Here is a 16,158-nt window from a genome sequence, read left to right on the forward strand (position 1 = left end):
GCGTCGATTCCTACGCAACTTCGGTGACGGCGGGTAGACATCGCCCATGCTCAAAGAGTTCAAGAACTTCCTGTTCCGCGGGAACCTGCTCGACCTGGCCACCGCCGTGATCCTCGGCGTGGCTTTCGGGGCGGTGGTCGCCTCGCTCGTGGCCGACGTGGTCACGCCGCTCATTGCCGCCGCCGGCGGCCAGCCCGACTTCAGCCGGCTGGTGATCGAGGTCGGCGACGGCCAAGTCGCCTACGGCAAGTTCCTCAACACCGTCTTCTCGTTCGTCGTCGTGGCCCTGGTCATGTTTCTGGTGCTGAAGGCGGCGTCGAAGGCGCAGAAGCTGCGGGCCACCACCGACCTCCCGGCCGACGACGCGCCGCCGCCCTCCGACGAGGCCGTGCTGCTGGCCGAGATCCGCGACCTCCTGCGGTCCCAGCGACCCTAAGTACGCTGGTTTCGTGCCCCGCATCCGCATTGCCGCCTGCCAGATCAACACCGTGGTGGGCGACCTCGACGGCAACGTCGCCTGCATCCTTGCCGCCTTGGAGCGGGCGGAGGCGGCGGGGGCCGACGTGGCGGTGTTCCCCGAACTCGCCATCACCGGGTACCCGCCCGAGGACCTGCTGCTGAAGTCGGGCTTCGTGGCCGACAACCAAGAGGCCCTGGCCAAGCTGGCGGCGCGCACCGGCCGCACCGCGGCGATCGTGGGCTTCGTCGACTACGACCGCGACCTCCACAACGCGGCGGCCGTGCTGGCCAACGGGGCCGTGCAGGGCGTTTACCACAAGCGCTTGCTGCCCAACTACGCCGTCTTCGACGAACAGCGTTATTTCACGGCGGGCACGCGCACGCCCACCTTGTTCACCATCGCGGGCGTGCGTTGCGGCATCTCGGTGTGCGAGGACAGTTGGAGCCCGTCGGGCCCCATCGCCGAACAAGCGGCGGGCGGCGCCGAGCTCATCTTGAACATCAACGCCTCGCCGTACCACGCCGGTCGCGTGGGCGACCGCATGCGCATGCTCGCCACCCGGGCGGCCGACGCCTCGGTTGCGCTCGTCTACGTCAACCAGGTGGGCGGGCAGGACGAGCTCGTCTTCGACGGCGGCTCCCTCGTCTACGACGAGCACGGTGAGCTAGTGGCTTCCGCGCCGCAGTTCGTCGAGCACGATCTGATCGTCGACCTCGACGTGCGTCCCGTCTTCCGCAAGCGACTGCTCGACCCCCGCGGCCGCGCCAGTGCGCCGGCGCTGCCCACGGTCATGGTCACCGAGACGGCGCTGGCCAACGACGACGAGCGCCTGCCTGCCCGCGTCGAGCCGTTGCGGCCCGCCGCCGAGGTGTACGAGGCGTTGGTGCTCGGCACTCGCGACTACGTGCACAAGAACGGCTTCACCGACGTGGTCATCGGGTTGTCCGGTGGCATCGACTCGTCGTTGGTGGCGGCCGTCGCCGTCGACGCCCTCGGCGCCGACCACGTGCACGGCGTGTCGATGCCGTCGCGGTACTCCAGCCAAGGCAGCCTCGACGACGCCCAGGCCATGGCCGAGCGGTTGGGCATCGACTACAGGGTCATCCCCATCGAGCCCGCCCACGCTGCGCTGGTCGACATGCTGGCGCCGTCGTTCGCAGGGCGCGACGAGGACCTCACCGAAGAGAACATCCAGTCGCGCGTGCGGGGCGTGCTGCTCATGGCGCTCTCCAACAAGTTCGGCTGGCTGGTGCTCACCACCGGCAACAAGAGCGAGCTGGCCGTCGGTTACTCGACGCTCTACGGCGACAGCGCAGGGGGCTTCGCCGTCATCAAGGACGTGCCCAAAACACTGGTGTACGAGTTGTGCCGCTACCGCAACGAGGGGGGCGAGGTCATCCCCGAGGCGGTGCTCGACAAGCCGCCGTCGGCCGAGCTTCGGCCCGGCCAGCGCGACGACCAGAGCCTGCCGCCCTACGAAGTGCTCGACCCCATCCTGGAGGGCTACGTCGAAGGCGACCTCACCGCGGGCGACCTGGAGGAAGCGGGCTTCGACGGCGCGCTGGTGCGGCGCATCGTGGCCATGGTCGACCGGGCCGAGTACAAGCGGCGGCAGATGCCGCCCGGCGTGCGCGTCACGCAGAAGGCGTTCGGCAAGGACCGCCGAGTGCCGATCACCAACGGCTACAGGTAGGACGCCGCAAGCGCTACTGCCCGGACGAACATGGCGAGCGCCGCCACCGTCCTTGCGGTATGGCGCGAACGCTCATGGCAGTGGACAACAACTTGGGCGTAGATGACGGTCGATTCGTTCGGGTACGGGCTGGTGTCCATGCATCGCTTTCTCGATCCGCACTTTGCGGCCTTTACCTATAGGCCTGGGTGTCCCGTCTCTGTCGTCGCTTCACCCACCCAGCGCGGGGCAAGCTGATGCGCCGATGCACGTGCGCGCCCACCTCGCCGTCGCCGCCGCGGGCGTGCTGTTCGGAACCACGTTCGTGGTGGTGCAGGACGCCGTGCGCCACGTGGAGCCCGTCCCCTTCCTCGCCGTCCGCTTCCTCATCGGGGCGGTGGCGCTGGCGCCGTTCGCGCTGCGGGCACCGCGCCAGCCCGGTCGCACCAAGGCGGGGCTGCTGTGCGGCGTCGCCCTCCTGGTCGGGTACCTGTTCCAGACCATCGGCTTGCAGTACACGACGGCCTCGGTGTCGGCCTTCGTCACCTACCTGCTGGTAGTGATCGTGCCGGTGTTGGCGGCCGTCGTGCTGCGCCGGCCGCCGTCGCGTCGGGTGGCGGCGGGCGTCGTCCTGGCGGCCGTCGGCTTGTTCTTCCTGACCGGCGCCACCGACATCGGCTTCGGCCGCGGCGAGGCGCTCACCCTCGGCTGCGCCTTTGCCTTCGCCGTGCACATCCTGCTGCTGTCGGAACTGTCGCCCCGCTTCGACACCATGGCGCTGACCGCCGTGCAGCTGGCCTTCGTCGGCCTCGTCTGCCTGGCCATCGGCGGGCTCGACCTCACCGCCCGGGCATGGGCGGCGGCCGCCTACACCGGCGTGACCGCGTCGGCCGTGGCCTTCGTCCTCCAGGTCTACGGCCAGCGCCGGGTCGGCCCCACCCGCACCTCGTTGCTGCTGATGATGGAACCGGTGAGCGCGGCCGTGCTCGGCTACGCCACCGGCGAAGGCCTTGCGGCGCTGGCGCTGGTCGGCGCCGTGCTCATCCTCGGAGGCGTCGCCGTAGCCGAGACTGCGCCAGAATGACCAAATGGCCGATGCCACGAAGCCTCGCCCCGCCTTCGCCCCCTGGGACCGGCGGGAGCTGCCCGGGGCCTTCACCGTCGAGGAGTCGGCCCGGCGCGTCGGCAACTACAAGTGGGTGGAGATGCGCCTGTTCGAGGCGCTCGGAGGCTGGATCGCCACCGTGCCCGAACTCGACGTGAAGATGCGCCTCGGCACCCACACCTACAAGCACGCCTGGCACGCCGAGCTGTGGCACAAGCGCCTGCCCGAGCTGCGGGAGATGAACCCCGAGCGGCTCACCCAGCCCGCCAACGACGACGTGGTGGCGTTCTTCGACGCCATGACCGAGCCGGAAGCGCCCGATCAGACCATCGAGAAGCTCGTCGGGGTCTACCGAGTGCTGATCCCGCACAAGATCGCGGCCTACACGCACCACCTCAACAACACCTCGCAGATCACCGACGCCCCCACCATCCGTTCGTTGCGCCACGCCCTCGACGACGAGTTCGACGACTGGCGCGACGGCGAGATGCTGCTGCAGTCGTTGATCGAGAACGAGGAAGAAGTGCAGCGGGCCGCCGCCCACCAGGCCCGGCTCGAAGCCATCCTGGTGCGCGCAGGCGGCATCGTCGGACCGGGGAGCATCGGCTAAATGAAGCGGCACATGCAGGCAACCGAGCTGGCCCGTGACGAACGGTTCGTGCGGCTCAGCACCGAGGACCGGTTCAGCGACCCCCGGCAGGTCCCCCGCGAACCTGGCGGGAAGCGCCGGCCGGGCGTGCAGCTCAAGCCCGAACGACACGAGTCACCCGACGCAGCGCGGGCGATGATGCATGCCATCTTCACCGGCGAGATCCAGGCGCTCGAAGGCGCGGGCCGCACCTGTTGGGACTTCGAGGTCGGCCCCGACGCCCCCTTCGAACTCAAGCTCGACATGGCCCGGCAGTGCTGGGACGAAGCCCGCCACTGTGAGATCTCGGTGAAGCTGGGCGACTGGATGGGCACCGAGGTGGGGGAGTACGCCGAGAACGTCATCCTCTTCGAAGCGGCCTGCAACCCCGACCCCGTGCTGCGGCTCACCGGCGTGAACCGTGCCCTCGAAGGACTCGCCATCGACGTCTTCAACACCATGCGCGACTACGGCCAGGCCACCGACGACCCCGTGCTCGAGTTCTGCGAGGACTGGATGCTGGCCGACGAGGTCACCCACGTGAAGATGGGCTCCGACTGGCTGCGCCGGCTCACCGCCGACGCCCCTGAACGACGGGCTCGCGCCTTGGAGTTCCAGAGGGTGGTCGACAAGCTGTTCTCGGCCGGAGGCTTCCGGGGCGACGAGGACGACAGCCCGGTGAAGCTGGCCCGCCGGTTCCGGGAGATGGCGGGCTTCACCACCGACGAGGTCGACGAGATCTCCGAGCTTTCCCGGCAGGCCCGGGCCGAAGCCGACGCCCGCTGATCCGGTGGCTCGCGTCGTCGTCACCCCCGAGACGTTCAGCCTCGTCGACTTCGACGCCGGTCGCATCGCCGAGTTGGTGGCCGAGGTCGCCGACCGGGTCGGCCTGCCCGCCGATGCCGAGGTGCGCGTCGAGGTCGACGAGCGGGTGCCCTTGGGCCGGTCGCAGCTCACGTCGCTCGAGCCCGTCACCATCGCCGTGCAAGGCGGCGCCTTCGAGAACGCCAAGGTGCCGCGCACGTTGAGCGACCGTTCGGTGGTCGACGTGGTGGGCCGCCTGTTGTTCCGAGCGGCCGATCGCCTCGACCCCGCCTTTGCCGACGCCCCCGTCGACGACGAGCTCACCCTCCAGCAGCACACCGCGTGGGACGCCTACGCCGTGGGCCGGTGCCAGCGGGCGGGCTACTTCCCGCAGAAGGCCCGCCGGCTCTACCACTTCCGCAACCGCCACGGCTTTACCGACACCGCCGACCGGGTGTTCGAGCGGCTGTGGTCGGCCGAACGGCTGACGTGGGCCGACCTCGACGCCGCCTGCGCCGAGACGACGGCCGCCCGTTACGCCAAGTCGTGAGCCGACACCCCGTCGAGTAGGTCGATGTCGGGGGGCTTCGCCAGCAACCCCTCGCACGCACGCGCCAAGGCGGCGAACTCGGGCGAGTCGAGGTGGGCTCGTTGGGCCTCCGACGACTCCCACTTCTCGATGATCACGAAGCGCTCGGGCCGCAGCGCCGAGTGGCACAGGTCGATGTTGCGGCAGCCCTCGTGCGACCGGCTCAGCACCACGTAGCGCGCCAGTACGGCGGCCAGCCGATCGGCGTCGGCCGCCTCGAAGGCCAGCGTCACCAGCGTGACCCCGTCGTCGCCCGTCACGGCCCCGGACGCTACCGGAAGGAGGTCATGTCCCTCCCGTCGAACCCGTTGGACAGGAAGAAAGGGGCTGGAAGGGGTCAGAACGTACCGGCGGGGCATCTTGACGGCCCCGTTATGGTGACAGTGCGACCCCATCCACGGCTGCTGGAAGCAAAGGGTTCGGAACTTGGCGAAGGAGCGTGTGGAGCGCGACGAGGAAGACCTCGTTCGCCTCTACCTCACGGACATCGGGCAGTACGCACTGCTCACCAAGGACGATGAGGTTCGCCTCGCCCAGGCCATCGAAGCCGGCAATGCCGCCCGGGCCGAAGTGGAGAAGAGGGGCAAGGACATCCCCGCCGCCCGCCGCCGTGAGCTGCGACGTCAGGTGCAGGCCGGCGACGACGCCCAGCGGGCATTCGTGCAGTCCAACCTGCGGCTGGTCGTGTCCATCGCCAAGAAGTACCAGGCGTCCGGCCTGCCGCTGCTCGACCTGATCCAAGAGGGCAACCTCGGCCTCATGCACGCAGTCGAGAAGTTCGACTGGCGCAAAGGCTTCAAGTTCTCGACCTACGCCACCTGGTGGATTCGCCAGGCCATCACCCGCGGCATCGCCAACACCGGCCGCACCATTCGCCTGCCCGTCCACGCGGGCGACACGTTGGCCCGGCTGCAAAAAGCCCGCTCCCGTTTGGAGCTGAAGCTGGGCCGTCCCGCCACGCTGACTGAGCTGTCAGTGGAGGTCGAGATGCCCGAGGACAAGGTCACCGAGGCGCTGCGTTTTGCCGCCGAGCCGTTGTCGCTGTCGGAGCCCTTGCGGGAAGACGGCGACGCCGAGCTGGGCGACGTGGTCGAGGACCGGGCCGCCGAATCGCCGTTCGAGATGGCCGCCGCCGCCTTGTTGCGCGAGGAGATCGCCCGCCTGCTCGACCCGCTCGACGACCGCGAGCGCGAGATCCTGCGGCTGCGCTTCGGCCTCGACCGGGGCGAGCCCCGCACGCTCGAAGAGGTGGGCGAGCACTTCAACCTCACCCGGGAGCGCATCCGCCAGATCGAGGCGCGTGCCATGTCGAAGCTGCGCCATCCCTCCAGCGACACGGGAGCCCGCGACCTGCTCACCGTGTGAGCGTCAGTACCCGAAGACGAACGCACCCCGCACGTTGGTGTAATTCCGGGGGACGAAGAAGGTTCTCAGGCGGCGTGTTACCGCGATGTACTCGTTCCGAGGGCGGGCCACAGGATTCTGACGAAGGGCCGTCGGGACGAGCAGGAACAGATACTGCGCGTGTTCGCAGAGATGGCACTTCCAGAAATCGAGCAGGTCCATGTTGTTGATCGTGGTCTTGCCTCGTTCGACTTCCATAAGGATCCCAGTAGCTCCGAGCGGCATGAAGTAGTCAGGACGGAGGGCGGAGTTGTCGTACTCGGCGAACAAGCCTTTCGATTCGTCGCGAAAGCCAAGGTCTCGAGCGAACTGCAGGAAGGTCCGCTGAATAAGGGCGCTCGACGCACCGGGCTGGTTCAACTCGGTCACCAGCCGTGCCATCTCGCCACCGCCGAGGTGGTCGCGGAGGCGTTCGGCAACCGCCGCGACCTGCGCGAACTCTTCGCTCGACTCGTACCAGCCCTGCACAAGCACCGTGAGTTGCACGGGGGACACCGTAAATCGGACTGAGCGGAGGTGGACGGGAATCGAACCCGCCGTCGCAGGGTCACTACGACCACCCGCTTTGAAGGCGGGGGAGCCCACCAGGTGCCCGGACACCTCCGACCGGCGACGCTACTGCGCAGTCGAGGTAGGGAAGGCTGTCAGAGCGGGGTAGCGTGCGCGGCCATGAAGAAGCTTTTCCTGCTGCTCATCCTCGTGGCCCTCGGTGCGGTAGCTGCCAAGAAGCTGCGCGTCGAGTAACCCGCTCCCACCGCGTCGGCGGCGGGGGCGGCGTCGTGCCCCCTCGCCACCGCCACCACACCAAGGCGGCGCCGGCAGCAGCGGCGGCAACGCCGCCGAGCGCGACCGTCGGTCCCGGCGGCGGCGTCGGCACTCGCCGCGTCCGCAGAGGGACGGGCCGGGTGAAGTGGCGCACCTCCCACCCCCGTTCCCGCGCCAGCTTGAGCAGCACCCGGTCGGGGTTCACCACCACGGGATGGCCGACGACCTCCAGCATGGGGGCGTCGGTGTAGGAGTCGGAGTAGGCGTAGGACGCCGCCAGGTCGATGTCCTCGCGCTCGGCAACCTCGTGCATGGCGTCGGCCTTGAACGGGCCGTAGGCGTAGAACGCCATCTCGCCGGTGTAGCGGCCCTCGGCGTCCACCTGGGCTCGGCTGGCGATGGCCTCGTCGACGCCCAGGTACTCGGCCAGCGGCTGCACGATCTCCTCGGGCGAGGCCGAGATGATGAACACCCGCCGCCCCGCCGCCCGGTGCTCGGCGATCAGTTCGGCGGCCTCGGCGTAGATGATGGGCTCGACCGTCTCCTCCAGGGTTTCGCGCACGATGCGCCGCACCCGCTCCTGGTCCCACCCTCGGGTCAGGCGAAGCACCGACTCGCGGATGCGGGCCAGCTTTTGCTCGCCCGCGCCGAGGTGCATGTAGACGAGCTGGCCGTACATGGCCCGGGCCACGTGGCGCCGCGAGATGAGCCCCTCGTTGTAGAAGGGACGGCCGAAGGCGACCATCGACGCTTTGGCGATGACGGTCTTGTCCAGGTCGAAGAAGGCCGCCTCCATGGCGGCGAGCCTAGGGAAGCGTGGTCAGTGCTGGTAATCGCGCAGCAGGCGCTCGAACTGGCGGGCTACGAACGCCTCGGCGTACTCCGGCGAGTTCCAGCGGGCCTTCGTCGCCCCCACGATCAGCGACCGGGGTGACAGGAAGCGATCCTCGGCTTGGCCCGACAGGAACAGGACGGCGCTGAGCAACAGCAGCGTCCCCGGAATGCTCAGGAGCAGCCACGCGGACATGCGGGCTCCGTGCCCGGCGACGCCCTGCGTAAAACCCCTTGTGCGCGATCGCGCTGCGGGCCTATGTTCGGCGCACCAACTCCCCCGAAGCCTCGTTCGACGCGCCTTCGGAGGGACGTACATGGCGGTCGCCTGTTGGTCGGCCAAGGGTGGAAGCGGCACCACCGTCATCGCTGCCGCACTTGCATTGCTGCGAGCTCGCTCGTCTCCCGGCGGCGCCGTGCTCGTCGACTTGGGCGGCGACGCCCCGCATGCGTTGGGACTGCCCCCGCCCGCCGGGCCCGGGGTGCGCGACTGGCTGGCCGCGCCCGACGCCGAACCCGAGGCCCTCGACCGCCTGCTGATCGACGCGGGCGGCGGCCTGCGGGTGCTGCCGGTGGGCAACGGCTCGGGATCCAGCGACCGGCTGGTGGCGGCCTTGCTGGCCCGCGACGACGTGGTGGTCGACTGCGGCCCACCGTCCTGCGGGCTGGGCATGGCGGTGGCTGCGGCCATGCCGGTGTCGCTGCTCGTGCTGCGACCCTGTTTCCTGGGGCTGCGACGGGCGCTCGACTCCTTGGTGCGTCCGACCGGTGTCGTGGTGGTCGACGAGAAAGGCCACGGCCTGACCGGCCACGACATCACTGCGGCAGTGACGGTGCCGGTCGTCGCCCGGGTGCCCGTCGACCCGCTGGTGGCGCGCGCCGTCGACGGCGGCACGTTGGCCACGCGGGTGCCGCGGTCGTTGGCCCGTGCGCTGCGGGGGCTGCGGTGAGCCGGGCTGCCCGTGACGAACTGCGGGCACGCGTGCATCGACGGCTGTTGGCCGAAACGTCCGTTGCCTCGCCCGCTGAACTGGTGGTCGAAGAGGCGCCGCTGCTCCCCTCGGCGGAGGTGGCAAGGGTGGTCGACGACGTGCTGGCCGACATGCACGGGCTTGGGCGGCTCGACCGGCTGTTGGCCGACGCATCGGTGAGCGAGGTGATCGTCAACGGCGACGGCCGGGTGTGGGTCGAGCGCGAGGGGCGGCTGGCCGTGGTGGCCGAGGGGCTGTCGCACGGCGAGATCCACCACCTGGTGGAAAAGATCGTGGCCCCGCTGGGCCTGCGGGCCGACCGGTCGTCGCCACTGGTCGACGCCCGCTTGCCCGACGGCTCTCGGGTCAACGCCGTGCTGCCGCCTCTGGCCGTCGACGGGCCGTGCCTGACCGTGCGCCGTTTCCCTGCCGCGTCGCTCGGCATCGCCGACTTCTGCCCGCCGCCTGTGGCGGCGTTCCTGCGCTGGGCGGTGGCAGCCCGTTGCAACATCGTGGTCACCGGGGCCACCTCGTCGGGCAAGACCAGCCTGCTCGGGGCGCTGGCGTCCGGGGTGGTGGCGGGGGAGCGAGTGGTGACGGTGGAGGACGCCGCCGAACTGCGCCTGCAGTGCGACCACGTGGTGCGCCTCGAGGCGCGGCCCGCCAACGCCGAAGGGGCCGGGGAGGTGACGGTGCGCGACCTGGTGCGCAACGCCCTGCGCATGCGCCCCGACCGGATCGTGGTGGGCGAGGTCCGGGGCAGCGAGGCCTTCGACATGGTCCAGGCCATGAACACCGGCCACGACGGGTCGCTGTCGACCTGCCACGCCAACGGCCCCGTCGACGCGCTGCGGCGGGTGGAGACGCTGGCGCTGCTGGCGGGCACGGGGTTGCCTGTCGAGGCGGTGCGGGAGCAGCTGCTGGCCGCCGTCGACCTCGTGGTCCACGTGGCCCGCGGGCGCGACGGCCGCCGCTCGGTCACCGAGGTGTGCGAGCCCGTGCTGCCGGCAGCCGACGAGTCCGCCGTGTGCCGGGTGCGTCGCCTGGCCGGGCCGACGGCTGTGGTCGCGCCGCCAACTCGTCCGCCGCGGGATGTGTCGGTGCCGCCCTTCGAGGAGGCGGCGTGAACGGGACCATTTGGAGGGCGCGGCCGTGAGGACGGGCATCGCCGTGGTCGCGCTCGTCGTCCCCGCCGCGGCCCTGTTGCGCGGCCTGGCACGCGCCCGGTGGCGCCGCACGGTCCATGTCGCAGCGTCCGTGCCGGGCTGGTTCGTCCGGCGTGCCGAGGAGGGCGGCCTCCCGGTCGATCCCGCCTGGCGCCTCTGGCGGGGCGCGGCGTTGGGCGTGCTCCCGCTCGCCGTCCTGGCACCACCCGCACTGGCACTGCTCGCCGCTGCCCTTGTGGGCTCTGCCCCGTTCGTGGCGGCCGGTCCGCTGCGCACCCGGTGCGAGCGCAAGGTCGACGCTGCCCTGCCCGGCGTGCTCGACGCCGTGGCCCGCTCGCTCCGATCCGGCGCGTCGCTCCGGCAGGCGTTGGCCGACGCTGCGGTAGCCACCCCGGGGCGACTGGGTGACGACCTCCATGTCGTCGCGCGGGCGACGTCGGCCGGGATCCCGTTGTCCGAGGCCCTGGAGGGGTGGGGAAGGCGGTGCCCCCGCCCCGGCGTCCTGCTGGCGGTGGCGGCGTTGTGCCTGGCCATCGAAACCGGCGGCGCTTCCGCCCGAGCGGTCGACGGGGTGGCCGCCACCCTCCGCCGTCGCCTCGACGCCCAGGACGAGGCGCTGTCGCTCTCGGCCCAGGCCCGGGCGTCGGCTGCCGTGCTCGCCGGCGCGCCCCTCGTGGTCTGCCTCGTGACGGTCGTGGCGGGCGGCCCGGCGGCCCGGTTCCTGCTCGAAACCCCGTTGGGCGTCGCCTGCCTGCTGGCAGGCCTGTCGCTCGACGGGCTCGGTGGCCTCTGGATGGCCCGCCTCACCCGACCCGCCGGAGCCCGCCGGTGACCCTCCTGTTCCTCCTCGTGGCCGCGGCGACGGCAGGGCTTGTCCTCGCCGTGGCCGTCCACCTGCGGCCCGTGCCGACACGGTCGATCCCCCTGCCGGCGCCCGATCCCCACGGGGGCCGCGACCCGCCTCGGGCCACCGCCCTGTCCGTCGCCGCCCTCGGCGTCGGCGTCGTGGTGGCCGTTGCCTTCGGTCCACTCGGCGTCGCAGCCTCGGCCGCGGTGGTGTTGGGGCGGCCGCACCTCAAAACACGTCGACATGCCCGCCGACGGCGGGAGGCCGTCGAGGCCGAGCTGGCCGAAGTGGTCGATCTGCTGTCGCTGGCGGTGCGCGCAGGCATGACGGTCCCGCACGCGGTGGCCGCCGTGGCTCGCCGCGCTACCGGACCGCTCGCCACCGAGTTGGCGCGGGTCGTCGACCAGACCACACGCGGGCGGCGTTTCGCCGACGCCCTCGACGAACTGCCCGAGCGGGCGGGTGAGCCCGCGCGCCCGTTGGCGGCCACCTTGGCCGACTGCGAGCGCTACGGCTCACCGGTAGGCGAGGCGCTCGAACGCCTGGCCGCCGACGCCCGCGAGCGGCAGCGCCGCGCCGCCGAGCAGGCCGCCCGCCGGCTCCCCGTGGCCCTCCTCTTCCCCCTGGTGCTCTGCATCCTCCCGGCCTTCGCGCTCCTTGCCGTGGCCCCACTCATCGCCGACGCCGTCCTGGCGTTGCGCCCCTGACCACACCCGAGAACACTCCAGAGAAAGGGGAAGAGCCCATGCTCGCCCTCGTTGTCGCCGTCCAGTCCTGGTGGCTCACCCGCACGCCCCCCGACCGCTCCGAGCGGGGACAGGCGGCCGCCGAATACGCCCTCGTCCTGCTCGGGGCGGCCGCCGTCGCCCTGCTCGTCACCAAGTGGGCGGGCAAGACCGACCGGGTCGGCAAGCTGTTCGACGCCGTCTTCGACCAGGTGCTGGGGAAGGCGAGGTGACCCGGCGGCGGGCGACGAGTCCTGACGAGGCGGGCCAGGCCGCCGTCGAGTTGGCGTTGGTGCTGCCGATCCTGCTCGCCGTGGTGTTCCTGCTCGCCCAGGTCGGGCTGTTGGCCCGGGACCGGGTGCTCGTCGTCCATGCAGCCCGCGAGGCGGCGCGGGCTGCAGCCGTCGAGCCCACCACCGAGGCTGCTCGGGAAGCCGCCCTGCGCACCCGCGGGCTCGACCCGAAAAAAATTTCTGTGGCGACTCGGCGGGAGGGCCGGTCGATTACCGCGATCGTTTCGTACCGGGCCGTCACGAATGTCCGATTCCTGGGCCGAAATCTGCCGGAAATTTCGATGAAAGAGCAGGTGACAGGCTATGTCGAGGACTAGTCTTTTGTAGATAGTCGCTCAAGGTCGGGGGGCCGGAAACCGACGTCCTGATCACGTCATCATCGGTGGCGTCGTGCGTCTATCCGCATGACTAGTTGATTCGGGTCTGGCCAGGGTGGCCCAGACCAAGCACACGAAGGGTAGGCATCAATGGCAAGGATCCGACGGATCGCAGCGGTGTTGGGTGTGGCGGCACTCGCAGGTGCGGTCGCCACCGGACCCGCACAAGCGGACTCTCCCGAGGTCTTCTCGGGCAGCGCCGCCGGCTCCGCACTCGACCTCTCCGTGCTCGGCAAGCAGGCCACGTTCGGCGTGAGCGCGGCCCAGGCCAACTCGACCGGCGCCGCCAAGGCGCGCGGCATCGGGCAGGCCACGACCACGGTGGCCGCCATCGACTCCGTCGTCGGCACCTACGGGTCCGACAAGACGGCGACGGCGACTGCGGGTACCAGCGAGACCAAGGCCAAGTCGTGCCAGCCGGCTGACCTCGCCGAGGAGCTGCCCGACTTCATCAACGTCGGCCTCGTGTGCTCCGCTGCCGCCGCCTCCGGCAAGGACGGCGCTCCGTCGGCTTCCGCCGAGGGCTCCGTGGCCGAGGCGTCGCTCGACGCCGAACTGGTCGTGCAGCAGCTGCCCGTCGACACCGGCGTCATCGGCGGCACCCTCGCAGGTGTCCTCGACCCGGTGTGCGCCACCCTGGCGACAGCTTGCCCCGCCACCACCACCGTCAAGGACCTGGTCGAGAGCGTGCTCAAGACCCAGACCCTCGACATCGCGTTGGGCAAGTCCACCTCGTCGGTCACCACCGCCGCAGGCACGGTGACCTCCAACGCCACTGCGGCGGGCGCGGTCATCAAGATCCTTCCCCTGCCTCAGGTGGACGGCCTGCCTGCGACCGAGCCCGTGGTGACCATCACCATCGGCGAGGCCACGGCCACAGCGGTCTACGACCGCACGACCGGCAAGGCCACGCCCACGGTCGATCCCGCTCTGGTGCGGATCGAGTTCAACACGACGCTGACCGACTCGCTCGACCTCACCGAGATCGTGCTCAAGCCGACCGACCTGCTGAAGCTCAACGACATCATCGGCTCGCTGCCTGCCCAGTCGAAGCCTGTGGTCAACGTGTGCGACGACGGCCGGGCCGTCTGCATCCTCGAGAACACGCCGCTCGAGTCCCGCATCTACCTGGCCACCGGTAGCGCCAAGGTCAACGAAGACGGTTCCGCCACTGCCGTGGCCGACGCCGTGCGAGTCGACCTGCTGATGGGCCTCACCGAGCTGCTCGGCGGTGAGTCGGACAGCCCCGGCGTCCGCCTGGCCCTGGCGCACGCCGAGGCTGGTGTCGGCGGCAAGCCCGCCCAGGTCGACGAGGTTCCCGAAGAGCTGCCCCGTGGCGACGCCCCGGTGGAGCTGCCCCGCACCGGTGGCCTCCCGATGGTGCCGTTCCTCGGTGCCGGCCTCCTCAGCCTGGCGGTTGTGCTCCGCCGGGCCACCGCCAAGGCCACCCGCTAGTCCACCCTCTAGCGGTACGACCGAATGAGGACCCCGGGGCAAATGCTCCGGGGTCCTCGTTTACCCTGGGCTCAACCTCGTTCCGAGATGTGAGGAGACGCTTCGTTGGACGTCCTGGTCCGCTTCCTGCGCACCCACCGCTGGGCCCGGCGGGCGCTGCCCGCGCTCACCATCGCCTTGATCGTCGCCGCCGCCGGGATGCTGGGCTATCCCTTCTACACGAACCTCTACCAGGACCGGAAGCAGAGCGAGTTGGGCCGGCAGTTCGCCAGCCCCAAGCTCAAGGACGCCTACCGCAACGGCTCCCTACAGGTCGGTGACGCCCTCACCCGCATCAAGATCCCCAAGCTGGGGGTCGATGTCGTGGTGGTGGAAGGCGTGACGCCCGCCGCCCTGCGAGCCGGGGCCGGCCATTACCCGCACACCCCGCTGCCGTGCGAGGCGGGCAACGTCGCCATCGCGGGCCATCGCACCACCTACGGCAAGCCGTTCGCCAACGTCGACCGCCTGGCGCCGGGCGACACCATCATCCTGGAGACGCCGGTCGGCTCGTGCACCTACGAAATCACCCGCGAGCCGTTCATCACCACACCCAAGGACACGAGCGTGGTGGCCAACGACGTCGCCGCCAGCACGTTGACCCTGACCAGCTGCCACCCCAAGCACTCGGCCAAGCAGCGCATCATCATCAAGGCGACCATGGCGAAGGGCAGCAAGACCACCGCATGACGACGGCCCGCCGCCTCCGTGGCCTCGGCGCCTGCCTGCTCGCCGCGGGGAGCCTGGTGCTCTCGGCCTCGCCCGCGCACGCGGGCACGCCGAACTTCACCTGGCACTCGCCCGCCAAGAACCAGACGCTGGCCACCAGCGAGGTGGCGTTCCGCCTCACCGTGAGCATGCCGACCTCAGAGGGCCGGCTGCAGAACAGCGTGTCGGTCACGTTCGCCGCACCGGCGGGCGCCGACGCGCCGACTCCGCTCTCGCGCAACGCCCACGACCAGCATTCGGTCGACGTCACCGGTGCGCTGTCGTTCCGCTGGAACGGCACCTATACCGCCCGCGCTGCCGCCCAAGGTCGCAACAACGTGCTCGACCAGGACACCTCGGCGAAGTACGACAACGCCACATTCGTGATCGACGCGCCCCCGGCGGCACCCACAGGCGTGACCACGAGCGTCGACAAGGACACCCGCGTCACCACCGTGAGGTGGGCGCCCAACACCGAGCCCGACCTCATCGGCTACGAGGTGCTGAAGCAGGCCCCCGACGGCCGCTGGGTGAGTTACGCAGTCACAGCGGAGCCGACGGTGACCGACGAGGCGACGGCCTACTCCGGTGGCGTGCACCGCTACCGGGTCGTCGCCCTGCGTCGGGCTGCCGACCCCAAGTTCGCCAACTCGTCCGCCCACACCGAGACCAGCGCCAACGTGCCCGCCCCGCCGCCTGGCACCCCGCCGCCCCCCGACGGCGGCAGCGGGGACGGCTCCGGCGGCGGCACCGACGGCCGTAACACCGACAGCGGCCAGGCCGGCGACAACGGTGCAGGCGGCGGAACCGACTCGGGCGGCGACGGCTCGTCGGCCAACGGCGGACGGCGGTCACTGCCGCCGCTGACCTCGTCCGGCAAGGTCGACCTTTCCGACCTCGACGGCCTCATGGCCCAGGCCGAGCGACAGAGGCGGCAAGCGGGCGAGAACGACGGCACCTTCGACCCCACACTGCCGTTCGGCGCTCGCCAAGGCGAAGGCGACGGCGAAGGCGAAGGAGATGACGGCGAGGGCGGCTCGGCCTTGGAACTCGGGGACAACGAGGATGTCGCAGGCCGGCTGCAGTCGCTGGGCTTCCTTGCCGGGGGCTTGCTGGCCACCGTGTTGGCCATGCACGTGCTCTGGATCCGCAGCGAGGTGCACAAGGCGGAAAAGGCCGAGGCGCTGACCCCGGTCGCTCCCGAACCGCGTGGCGAGGTGAGCGCCGAGGACCGCTTCGGCGTCGGCGGCGACGCACCGCAGCGGCGGTCTCGCTCCCGAGCCCGGCCGCCCGCCGAAGTCGGGCACGACGCCTCCTAG

20 protein-coding genes and 1 tRNA gene are annotated in these 16,158 nt (G+C 70.7%); 16 read left to right on the forward strand and 5 right to left on the reverse strand.

The window, feature by feature from the left end:
* Positions 1 to 46: 46 nt before the first annotated feature.
* From mscL to VM938_09715, 6 genes are all read left to right on the forward strand, one after another.
* Positions 47 to 436 carry a large conductance mechanosensitive channel protein MscL gene (gene mscL / locus VM938_09690; protein HVF75310.1) on the forward strand — a complete coding sequence of 130 codons (390 nt, stop codon included), beginning with the start codon at positions 47 to 49 and terminating at the stop codon, positions 434 to 436.
* A gap of 13 nt (positions 437 to 449) precedes the next feature.
* Positions 450 to 2,153: an NAD+ synthase gene (locus tag VM938_09695; protein ID HVF75311.1), complete on the forward strand. Its 1,704-nt coding sequence runs from the start codon at positions 450 to 452 to the stop codon at positions 2,151 to 2,153.
* A gap of 244 nt (positions 2,154 to 2,397) precedes the next feature.
* Positions 2,398 to 3,216 carry a DMT family transporter gene (locus VM938_09700; protein ID HVF75312.1) on the forward strand — a complete coding sequence of 273 codons (819 nt, stop codon included), beginning with the start codon at positions 2,398 to 2,400 and terminating at the stop codon, positions 3,214 to 3,216.
* Positions 3,217 to 3,220: 4 nt separating this feature from the next.
* On the forward strand, positions 3,221 to 3,847 hold the full coding sequence (locus tag VM938_09705; protein HVF75313.1) for a hypothetical protein: 627 nt from the start codon (positions 3,221 to 3,223) through the stop codon (positions 3,845 to 3,847).
* Positions 3,848 to 4,651, forward strand: a complete 804-nt coding sequence (locus tag VM938_09710) for a DUF455 family protein (GenBank protein ID HVF75314.1) — start codon at positions 3,848 to 3,850, stop codon at positions 4,649 to 4,651.
* A 4-nt stretch (positions 4,652 to 4,655) separates the two neighbouring features.
* The gene (locus tag VM938_09715) at positions 4,656 to 5,219 is read left to right on the forward strand and encodes a hypothetical protein (GenBank protein HVF75315.1); all 564 of its coding nucleotides are present in this window, start codon (positions 4,656 to 4,658) and stop codon (positions 5,217 to 5,219) included.
* On the opposite strand, the gene VM938_09720 is transcribed toward VM938_09715, so the two are convergent.
* A complete protein-coding gene (locus VM938_09720) occupies positions 5,204 to 5,518 on the reverse strand; it encodes a putative quinol monooxygenase (GenBank protein HVF75316.1) in 315 nt (104 codons plus the stop codon). The genes VM938_09715 and VM938_09720 overlap by 16 nt on opposite strands.
* A 166-nt stretch (positions 5,519 to 5,684) precedes the next feature.
* Here VM938_09720 and VM938_09725 point away from each other — a divergent pair, with 166 nt between their 5' ends.
* The gene (locus tag VM938_09725) at positions 5,685 to 6,623 is read left to right on the forward strand and encodes a sigma-70 family RNA polymerase sigma factor (GenBank protein HVF75317.1); all 939 of its coding nucleotides are present in this window, start codon (positions 5,685 to 5,687) and stop codon (positions 6,621 to 6,623) included.
* A 3-nt stretch (positions 6,624 to 6,626) separates the two neighbouring features.
* Here the strand turns inward: VM938_09725 and VM938_09730 are convergent, their stop codons facing one another.
* From VM938_09730 to VM938_09745, 4 genes are all read right to left on the reverse strand, one after another.
* Positions 6,627 to 7,148 carry a hypothetical protein gene (locus VM938_09730; GenBank protein HVF75318.1) on the reverse strand — a complete coding sequence of 174 codons (522 nt, stop codon included), beginning with the start codon at positions 7,146 to 7,148 and terminating at the stop codon, positions 6,627 to 6,629.
* A gap of 24 nt (positions 7,149 to 7,172) precedes the next feature.
* Positions 7,173 to 7,266: transfer RNA gene (locus VM938_09735), tRNA-Sec, on the reverse strand.
* Between the two features lie 87 nt (positions 7,267 to 7,353).
* A complete protein-coding gene (locus VM938_09740) occupies positions 7,354 to 8,223 on the reverse strand; it encodes an HAD-IB family hydrolase (protein ID HVF75319.1) in 870 nt (289 codons plus the stop codon).
* Between the two features lie 24 nt (positions 8,224 to 8,247).
* Positions 8,248 to 8,454, reverse strand: coding sequence for a hypothetical protein (locus VM938_09745; protein ID HVF75320.1), 207 nt, complete (start codon positions 8,452 to 8,454; stop codon positions 8,248 to 8,250).
* Between the two features lie 121 nt (positions 8,455 to 8,575).
* On the opposite strand from VM938_09745, the gene VM938_09750 reads away from it, so the two are divergent.
* The 9 genes from VM938_09750 to VM938_09790 all read left to right on the forward strand — a co-directional run bounded on the left by VM938_09750 (position 8,576) and on the right by VM938_09790 (position 16,158).
* Complete coding sequence (locus VM938_09750; GenBank protein HVF75321.1) at positions 8,576 to 9,208, forward strand: hypothetical protein; 633 nt, start codon at positions 8,576 to 8,578, stop codon at positions 9,206 to 9,208.
* Positions 9,205 to 10,356, forward strand: coding sequence for a CpaF family protein (locus tag VM938_09755; protein ID HVF75322.1), 1,152 nt, complete (start codon positions 9,205 to 9,207; stop codon positions 10,354 to 10,356). Before VM938_09750 ends, VM938_09755 begins: the two co-directional genes overlap by 4 nt.
* Positions 10,357 to 10,381: 25 nt before the next feature.
* On the forward strand, positions 10,382 to 11,227 hold the full coding sequence (locus VM938_09760) for a type II secretion system F family protein (GenBank protein HVF75323.1): 846 nt from the start codon (positions 10,382 to 10,384) through the stop codon (positions 11,225 to 11,227).
* Positions 11,224 to 11,949, forward strand: a complete 726-nt coding sequence (locus tag VM938_09765) for a type II secretion system F family protein (GenBank protein HVF75324.1) — start codon at positions 11,224 to 11,226, stop codon at positions 11,947 to 11,949. The genes VM938_09760 and VM938_09765 overlap by 4 nt, the downstream gene beginning before the upstream one ends.
* A gap of 38 nt (positions 11,950 to 11,987) precedes the next feature.
* The gene (locus tag VM938_09770) at positions 11,988 to 12,200 is read left to right on the forward strand and encodes a hypothetical protein (GenBank protein HVF75325.1); all 213 of its coding nucleotides are present in this window, start codon (positions 11,988 to 11,990) and stop codon (positions 12,198 to 12,200) included.
* Positions 12,197 to 12,577 (forward strand): TadE family protein, encoded by a 381-nt coding sequence (locus tag VM938_09775; protein ID HVF75326.1) that lies wholly within the window; start codon positions 12,197 to 12,199, stop codon positions 12,575 to 12,577. Before VM938_09770 ends, VM938_09775 begins: the two co-directional genes overlap by 4 nt.
* 150 nt (positions 12,578 to 12,727) lie before the next feature.
* Complete coding sequence (locus VM938_09780; GenBank protein HVF75327.1) at positions 12,728 to 14,092, forward strand: hypothetical protein; 1,365 nt, start codon at positions 12,728 to 12,730, stop codon at positions 14,090 to 14,092.
* Between the two features lie 105 nt (positions 14,093 to 14,197).
* Positions 14,198 to 14,821 carry a sortase gene (locus VM938_09785; protein HVF75328.1) on the forward strand — a complete coding sequence of 208 codons (624 nt, stop codon included), beginning with the start codon at positions 14,198 to 14,200 and terminating at the stop codon, positions 14,819 to 14,821.
* The gene (locus tag VM938_09790; GenBank protein HVF75329.1) at positions 14,818 to 16,158 is read left to right on the forward strand and encodes a hypothetical protein; all 1,341 of its coding nucleotides are present in this window, start codon (positions 14,818 to 14,820) and stop codon (positions 16,156 to 16,158) included. Before VM938_09785 ends, VM938_09790 begins: the two co-directional genes overlap by 4 nt.

It is taken from the genome of Acidimicrobiales bacterium (assembly GCA_035536915.1).
Classification (GTDB): domain Bacteria; phylum Actinomycetota; class Acidimicrobiia; order Acidimicrobiales; family JAHWLA01; genus JAHWLA01.

Bases quoted from the DNA above. Each gene is read 5' to 3' on its own strand.
- mscL (HVF75310.1), top strand. From the start codon at position 47: ATGCTCAAAGAGTTCAAGAACTTCCTGTTCCGCGGGAACCTGCTCGAC.
- VM938_09700 (HVF75312.1), top strand. From the start codon at position 2,398: ATGCACGTGCGCGCCCACCTCGCCGTCGCCGCCGCGGGCGTGCTGTTC.
- VM938_09705 (HVF75313.1), top strand. From the start codon at position 3,221: ATGGCCGATGCCACGAAGCCTCGCCCCGCCTTCGCCCCCTGGGACCGG.
- VM938_09710 (HVF75314.1), top strand. From the start codon at position 3,848: ATGAAGCGGCACATGCAGGCAACCGAGCTGGCCCGTGACGAACGGTTC.
- VM938_09740 (HVF75319.1), bottom strand. From the start codon at position 8,223: ATGGAGGCGGCCTTCTTCGACCTGGACAAGACCGTCATCGCCAAAGCG.
- VM938_09745 (HVF75320.1), bottom strand. From the start codon at position 8,454: ATGTCCGCGTGGCTGCTCCTGAGCATTCCGGGGACGCTGCTGTTGCTC.
- VM938_09750 (HVF75321.1), top strand. From the start codon at position 8,576: ATGGCGGTCGCCTGTTGGTCGGCCAAGGGTGGAAGCGGCACCACCGTC.
- VM938_09770 (HVF75325.1), top strand. From the start codon at position 11,988: ATGCTCGCCCTCGTTGTCGCCGTCCAGTCCTGGTGGCTCACCCGCACG.
- VM938_09780 (HVF75327.1), top strand. From the start codon at position 12,728: ATGGCAAGGATCCGACGGATCGCAGCGGTGTTGGGTGTGGCGGCACTC.
- VM938_09790 (HVF75329.1), top strand. From the start codon at position 14,818: ATGACGACGGCCCGCCGCCTCCGTGGCCTCGGCGCCTGCCTGCTCGCC.